This window comes from Actinokineospora sp. (assembly GCF_050699995.1).
Lineage (GTDB): Bacteria > Actinomycetota > Actinomycetes > Mycobacteriales > Pseudonocardiaceae > Actinokineospora.
The window spans coordinates 1-6669 of the sequence record NZ_JBOHGC010000686.1; the positions used below are offsets into that span (position 1 = coordinate 1).

A 6669-nucleotide genomic window follows, 5' to 3' on the forward strand; every position below is an offset into this window, starting at 1 on the left:
GTTCGCCGACGCCCTGCGGCTCACCGGCGCGATCGCGACCGTCACCGAGCGGGAGCCGGACGCGGCGGACCGGCTGCTGGCCCTCGCCACCGCCGGGCTCGTGTCCGCCAAGGCCACCACTTCATAGGGGCTTCACGGCGATGGCGGCGGCGATGAGGCCGCCGTCCGCCGTCCAGCGGCCGTCGAGCGCGGCGAACGGGGTGTCGCGGGCGAGCAGCCGGGCGCGGAACGTCCCGCCGGGGTCGAAGGTCAGGGTCGCGTCCTCGAAGCCGAGCCACCGGTGCGTGACCGGGAACCACGTCTTGTAGACGGCCTCCTTGGCGCAGAACAGCAGCCGGTCCCAGTGGACGCCCGGGGACGCGCGGCGCAGTTCGTCCAGGTGCGGCAGCTCCTCCTCGCGGGCGATCGCGTCAAGGACGCCGCCCGGCAGCGGCGCGTGCGGCTCGGCGTCGATGCCGACCGACGCCAGTTCGCGGGACCGGGCGACGGCGGCGGCGCGGTAGCCGTCGCAGTGGGTCATGCTGCCGACGACGCCGTCCGGCCAGCCCGGGGCGCCGCGCTCGCCGGGAAGGATGGGCGCGGGCGGCAGCCCCAGCCGGGCGAGTGCCTGCCGGGCGCAGTGCCGAGCGGTGGTGAACTCACGCCGCCGCTTCTCCACGGACTTGGCGATGACCTGTTCCTCCTCCGGGAACAGGGCCGCGTCCGGCGGGTCCTCGTAGGCCTCGACCGCGATCACGGCGGCGGGCAGAATGCGCTCGATCATCACGCCCGACCCTATCCGGCGGGGACGTGCGTCGGCACGGAATCACGGGAACCGCACCGAGTGGGACGGCACGGGCGGCTCCCCGATCCCGCTTGCCTCAGCGCTGGTTGCGGGCGACCACGTAGTTCATCGGCAGGTCCAGCTGGTCGCCGCTGGGCAGGGTGTCCGTGCCGTGCAGGGTGATCGAGCCGGAATCGACGATGTCGATGCCCGCGCCGTCGAGGAGGGCCTCGAACTTGCCGTCCTGCCACGACGCGGGGGTCAGGCCGTAGCGGAAGACCCGCTGCAGCTTCGGGACGGCGTCGGCGGACTGGCCGAGGGCCGACTGGATGGTCTGCGCCGCCGACGGCGCGAGTTCGGCGGCGAACAGGTGGCCGGAGCCGCCGAGCAGGGTGGACAGCGAGGCGACCGCGTCGACGCGGATCTCGTCGGGCATCTGGTGGAGCACGCCTCGCATGTAGACGTTCACGTCGCCGAGTTCCTCGTGCAGCTCCGCCGCGCGGGTGGTGTCGCCGAGGTCGAACTCGCGGAACTCGGCCGGGCTGTCGGCCTGCAGCGACCGCGCGTGCTCGATCGCCGCGGGCGCGAAGTCCATGCCGAGCACCCGGGGGAAGGTGGCCGCCAGCGCGGCCGTCTGCGTCCCGTTGCCGCAGCCGATGTCGAGGACGGGAAGTCCCTCGGCGAAGTGGTGTTGGAAGAGCGACAGCTGTGCCGTCGCGGTGATGGCGCCGTCGCTGTCCCAGACCGGCAGACCCTTCTCCCGCGGAAGATCGTGCCAGAAACTTTCCCAATTGGTCCGGATCGACCGTTCCATGTGTCCTCCGCCCGCTAACCCAGTAGAGGTGTTTGGTTTACGGCTCAACTGGTGGCGGTGACAAGGGGTAGATCCACATTTGGGCTTTTCAGGTGAACCTCCGTAACGCGACCACCCGATCTTGCGAACAACGGGTGACAGTTGTTCACCCTGTGCCCGCGACCGGGATGACACCGCCCGAGACCGCGGACCCGTTGTGTCCACAGAGGAACAGGATCGTCTCGGCGATCTTCTCCGGGCGGACCCAGCCGGAGCGGTCCGCGTCGGGCTGGTCCGCGCGGTTCGCCGGGGTGTCGATCACCCCGGGCATGATCGCGTTGACCCGGACACCGTCGCCGCCGTATTCCGCCGCCAGCGCTCCGACCAGCGCCGACACCGCCGCCTTCGCGGTGATGTAGCCCGACGCACCGGGAAACGGGTTCAGCGCGGCGCGGGCGGAGACGCACACGACCGAGCCGCCGCCCGCGGCGATCAGGTGGGGCAGGGCGGCCTGGGTGACCAGGTAGGTGGGCCGCAGGTTGATCCGCAGCATCCGCTCGAAGTCGTCGATCGGGGTCTCGTGCAGCCGCCCGCCCATCGCGAACCCGCCGACCAGGTTCACCACCGCGGCCAGCGGCGCGTGCTCGTCGGCCGCCGCGCGTTCGGCGCACGCGGCCACGTCGGCTTGGTCGAACAGATCGGCGCGGACGAGTTCGAGCCGGTCATGGGGGCCGAGCCTGCCCAGTTCGGCCTCCACCACCCACGGCACCACGACCCGCCACCCGGCGCCGAGGAACGCGTTCGTCACAGCCGAACCCAGCCCACCGGTGCCGCCGGTGATCAACGCCGTCGAAGTCATGGGCCCAGTCTCCCCGGTGTCAGCGGGTCTCGCGCAGTTCCGGGGGCAGCGCCGGATCGGACTTGGGGTGCACACGGACCAGGACGCCGTGCAGGATCATCCGCTGCCGGTTGGAGAACTTGGGGTGGCAGGTGGTCAGCGTGATCAGCTTCTGCCGCTGCTCGGGCGGCGTCTTGGCGGCGAGGTTGCCGGGCACGGGGGCGACCACCGCGGAGTCGCGCGGGGTCACGATCCGGCGGCCGATGGTGGCGGCGTACTCGCCGGTCAGCGGCTCGACCTTGGCCGATCCGGGGGTGCCCGCGCAGAACGGGTCGGTGCCGACCTGGGCCCAGTTCTCGGCGTCCTCGACCGTGGGCAGCATCCGGTAGATGTACCAGCTGCCGCGGGTCTCGACGATCATCGCGTCGCAGGACTGGAGCAGGTCGAGGTCGTTGAAGGGCGCACCCTTGCCGACCCGGTGGCCCGCCACACCGAAGTTGCCGGGCGCGCCCGGGGCGGCGGACTGCTTGTAGTGGCCGGGGCCGACCTCGAGGTTGGTCTCGGAGGTCCCCTCGACGATGGTGAACTTGTAGTCGGACCCGAGAGCCGGGATGTAGAGCCTCGCGATGCCCTCACCGTCGGCGAACGAGAAGTGCTCGGTGCGCTCGGACTCGGCGGGGGTCTGCCAGTCCTCTTCGAGGGCGGTGGTGACGTCGTCCTGCTTGCCCGCGGAGATCAGGTCGGTGATCCACACCTCGTAGACGACGAAGAGCAGCACGACCATGCCCGCGGTGATGAGCAACTCGCCGATGGAGCGCACGGCCAGCAGGCCCGGGGCGATCTTGGGGCGGGGCTCGGGCTCGTCTTCGTCGTAGTAGTCGTCCTCGTAGTCGTCGAACTCGTCGTCGTACTCGTCTCCGTATTCGTCGTTCAGGGAGGGGATGTACTCGGTGGGGGCGTCCGGGTTGACCCGCGGCGGCGGGGGCGGTCCCAGATGGCGGCCTTGGACTCGGGCTGGGTGTCGGGCCTGGGCAGCGGCGGGGTGAGCAGGGTCACCGGGGAACGGACGGAGTGGGGGGCGGGCATGCTCACCTGGGAACGGACCAGCCGGGCGCCCCGGTTCACCTGGGATCGCCGCACCGTCAGGGCGGCCCAACGCGCTCGCGGGCCGGACGTATTCCGTCGGCGGCGCGACGGGGTGGACGGGCTCACCAGCGTGCCAGGCGTGCGGGGGTGCCACCTGAGAGTCGCGTGCCGCCGCCGGAGCGTTGGGAACGGGCGTGTCCCCCGATGGCCAGCGGGATGCCTCAGCGGGACCGCGATCATCCGCGGGAGCGTGCCACGCGGTGGGCTGCGGCCGCGGACCGGACGAGCCGGTGGATCGGGGCCGGGCCTGGGCTTCGGGGGCCTGCCAGGGCGTGGCTTCAGCGAGCGCACTCTCGGCGGGATCGGCCGCGGGCCAGGCCGGAGTGCCCCAGGGGGCGTCGACCCGTTGTCGCTGGTCAGGCTCAAGCGACCGCCGACCGCCCGCAGCCGGGGCAGCCGACTCCACCGGCGACCACTGATCGGCCTCACCCGCAGCCGGCGCGGAGCGGGACGGGCGCTCGGGTGGTCGGACCGGTGTGTCGGCCGCGTGGGTGCGGGCAGGCGGGCGTACCGGCGGGATGACCACTGTGTGGTCGTCCGCCGGTCGCGGCCGAGGCTGTTGCCCTCGGTCTCCGTGCACCTGATCTACCTCGCATCCACGCCGCTGTCCCCCACGAGGTTAGGACACCGCCGGACGGAGGGTGGCAGGTATCAGCACAGCAGGTATCAGGACAGGAAGCCGCGCAGCAGTGACGCGGTGCCCTCGAGGTGTTCGGCCATCGCCGCCCGTGCGCCGGGCGGATCACCCCGCAGGATCGCGTCCACGATGGCTCGGTGTTGCAGTTCCGAGTGCTCGATGTTGGGGGTGATCAGCGGGATCGTGTCGAGCAGGGCGTTCAGCCGGGTACGCGCGTCGGCGACCGCCGAGGTGAGCGACGGCGACGCGGTGGCCTCGGCGACGGCCAGGTGCAGTCGGGAGTCCTTGCGCCGGTACTCCCCCGGCCCGGCCGCCGCGCAGTCGTCGAGGCGGGCGCACAGCTGCCTGCGGTCCTCGCCGCTCAGTGCCCGGCCCGCGGCCGCCTCGGCGGCGCCGGTCTCCAGGGCCCAGCGCAGCGTGAGGGCGTCCTCGAGTTCGGCGGCGACCCCGGTGGGCGGGTCGGCCGGGGCCCGGGCGGGCAGCACGGCGCTGACGAACGTGCCGCCGTAGCGGCCGCGTCTGCTCTCGACGTAGCCGGATTCCTGCAGCACCCGCAGCGCCTCGCGCAGGGTCACGCGGCTCACGCGGAGCCGGGCGGACAGCTCACGCTCGGGTGGCAGCCGCCCGCCGGGGCCGATCACGCCCAGGCGGATGGCCTGCAGCATCCGCTCCATCGTCTCCTCGAACGCGTTGCCCGTGCGGACCGGCCGCAGCAGCGCGTCGGAGAGGCGGTCCTCAGAGGGGAGTGACATAGGCACCGGAGATCCCGCCGTCGACCAAAAACGACGACGCGGTCATGAACGACGAGTCGTCGCTGGCCAGGAACGCCACGGCGGCGGCGATCTCGTCGGGTTCGGCGAACCGGCCCATCGGGATGTGCACGAGCCGCCGCGCCGCGCGCTCCGGGTCCTTGGCGAACAGCTCCCGCAGCAGCGGCGTGTTCACCGGCCCCGGGCACAGCGCGTTGACCCGGATGCCCTCGCGGGCGAACTGCACGCCCAGCTCACGGCTCATGGCCAGCACGCCGCCCTTGGACGCGGTGTAGGAGATCTGCGAGGTGGCCGCACCCATGACCGCGACGAACGACGCCGTGTTGATGATCGACCCCTTGCCCTGGCGCCGCATGTGCGGGATCGCGTATTTGCAGCACAGGTACACCGAGGTCAGGTTGACGTCCTGGACCCGCTGCCAGGCGTCGAGGCCGGTGGTGAGGATCGAGTCGTCGTCGGGTGGGGAGATGCCCGCGTTGTTGAACGCGATGTCGAGCGAGCCGTAGGTGCTGACGGCGGCGGCGAACATCGCCTCGACGTCGGACTCGCTGGTGACGTCGGTCCGGACGAACAGCCCGTCGACCTCCTCCGCGGCAGCCTTGCCGGTGTCCGGGTCGACGTCGGCGACCAGCACGTGGGCCCCCTCGGCGGCCAGCCTGCGCACCGACGCCAGGCCGATCCCGCTCGCCCCACCGGTGACGACCGCGACCCGGCCCTCAAGACGCTTGCTCATGGAGTCCCTCTCAGTCTTCCGTGCTCAGGAAAACGTTCTTGGTGTCGGTGAACGAGGCCAGCGCGTCGGGCCCGAGTTCGCGGCCGAAGCCGGACTGCTTGAAACCGCCGAACGGCGTCCAGTAGCGCACCGAGGAGTGCGAGTTGACCGACAGGTTGCCCGCGTCGACCCCGCGCGACACCCGCAGCGCTCGGCCGACGTCGCGGGTCCAGATCGACCCGGACAGGCCGTATTCGGTGTCGTTGGCCAGCCGCACGGCGTCGGCCTCGTCGTCGAACGGCAGGACGGCGACGACCGGCCCGAACACCTCGTCGGTCACCGCACGGTGGTCCGGGTCGATCGGCGCCAGGACCGTCGGCGGGTACCAGAACCCCGGCCCTTCCGGCGCGCTGCCCCGGAACGCCACCTCCGCATCGTCTACATAGGACTCCACGCGGTCGCGGTGGGCCGCCGAGATGAGTGGCCCCATCTCCGTCGACTCCGCCCCGGGATCACCGACGACGACTCCCTGGACGGCCTTCTCGAACAGGCCGAGGAACTTGTCGTACACCTTGCGCTGCACCAGGATCCGCGAGCGCGCGCAGCAATCCTGCCCCGCGTTGTCGAACACCGCGTAGGGCGCCGTCGCCGCGGCCTTCTCCAGGTCGGCGTCGGCGAAGACGATGTTCGCGTTGTTGCCGCCGAGTTCCAGGGTCACCCGCTTCACCTGGTCCGCGCAGCCCGCCATGATCTGCTTGCCGACCTCGGTAGACCCGGTGAAGACCACCTTGCGCACCAACGGATGCGTCACGAACCGCTGCCCCACCACCGAACCCTTCCCAGGCAGCACCTGGAACACGTCCTGCGGGATACCGGCCTGGTGCGCCAACTCCGCCAACCGCAACGCCGTCAGCGGCGTCAGCTCGGCGGGCTTGAGCACGACCGTGTTGCCCGCCGCCAACGCGGGCGCGAAACCCCACGACGCGATCGGCATCGGGAAGTTCCACGGC

General features: G+C 71.7%; 7 protein-coding genes. All 7 read right to left on the bottom strand.

The window, feature by feature from the left end:
• Nucleotides 1-121: 121 nt before the first annotated feature.
• The gene (locus tag ACRDSQ_RS33870; protein ID WP_431426873.1) at nt 122-763 is read right to left on the bottom strand and encodes a 4'-phosphopantetheinyl transferase family protein; all 642 of its coding nucleotides are present in this window, start codon (nt 761-763) and stop codon (nt 122-124) included.
• Nucleotides 764-860: 97 nt separating this feature from the next.
• Nucleotides 861-1577 carry a class I SAM-dependent methyltransferase gene (locus ACRDSQ_RS33875; protein ID WP_431426874.1) on the bottom strand — a complete coding sequence of 239 codons (717 nt, stop codon included), beginning with the start codon at nt 1575-1577 and terminating at the stop codon, nt 861-863.
• Between the two features lie 145 nt (nt 1578-1722).
• Nucleotides 1723-2415, bottom strand: a complete 693-nt coding sequence (locus ACRDSQ_RS33880; RefSeq protein ID WP_431426875.1) for an SDR family NAD(P)-dependent oxidoreductase — start codon at nt 2413-2415, stop codon at nt 1723-1725.
• A gap of 19 nt (nt 2416-2434) precedes the next feature.
• Nucleotides 2435-3634 carry a class E sortase gene (locus tag ACRDSQ_RS33885; RefSeq protein WP_431426876.1) on the bottom strand — a complete coding sequence of 400 codons (1200 nt, stop codon included), beginning with the start codon at nt 3632-3634 and terminating at the stop codon, nt 2435-2437.
• Between the two features lie 572 nt (nt 3635-4206).
• Nucleotides 4207-4929: a FadR/GntR family transcriptional regulator gene (locus ACRDSQ_RS33890; RefSeq protein ID WP_431426881.1), complete on the bottom strand. Its 723-nt coding sequence runs from the start codon at nt 4927-4929 to the stop codon at nt 4207-4209.
• Nucleotides 4913-5680 (bottom strand): 3-oxoacyl-ACP reductase, encoded by a 768-nt coding sequence (locus ACRDSQ_RS33895; RefSeq protein WP_431426878.1) that lies wholly within the window; start codon nt 5678-5680, stop codon nt 4913-4915. Before ACRDSQ_RS33895 ends, ACRDSQ_RS33890 begins: the two co-directional genes overlap by 17 nt.
• Before the next feature lie 10 nt (nt 5681-5690).
• The coding region (locus ACRDSQ_RS33900) for an aldehyde dehydrogenase family protein (RefSeq protein ID WP_431426879.1) at nt 5691-6669 on the bottom strand (979 nt) is incomplete at its 5' end.

Coding starts and splice junctions, on each gene's coding strand:
- ACRDSQ_RS33870 (WP_431426873.1), bottom strand. CDS start 763: ATGATCGAGCGCATTCTGCCCGCCGCCGTGATCGCGGTCGAGGCCTAC.
- ACRDSQ_RS33880 (WP_431426875.1), bottom strand. CDS start 2,415: ATGACTTCGACGGCGTTGATCACCGGCGGCACCGGTGGGCTGGGTTCG.
- ACRDSQ_RS33875 (WP_431426874.1), bottom strand. CDS start 1,577: ATGGAACGGTCGATCCGGACCAATTGGGAAAGTTTCTGGCACGATCTT.
- ACRDSQ_RS33895 (WP_431426878.1), bottom strand. CDS start 5,680: ATGAGCAAGCGTCTTGAGGGCCGGGTCGCGGTCGTCACCGGTGGGGCG.
- ACRDSQ_RS33890 (WP_431426881.1), bottom strand. CDS start 4,929: ATGTCACTCCCCTCTGAGGACCGCCTCTCCGACGCGCTGCTGCGGCCG.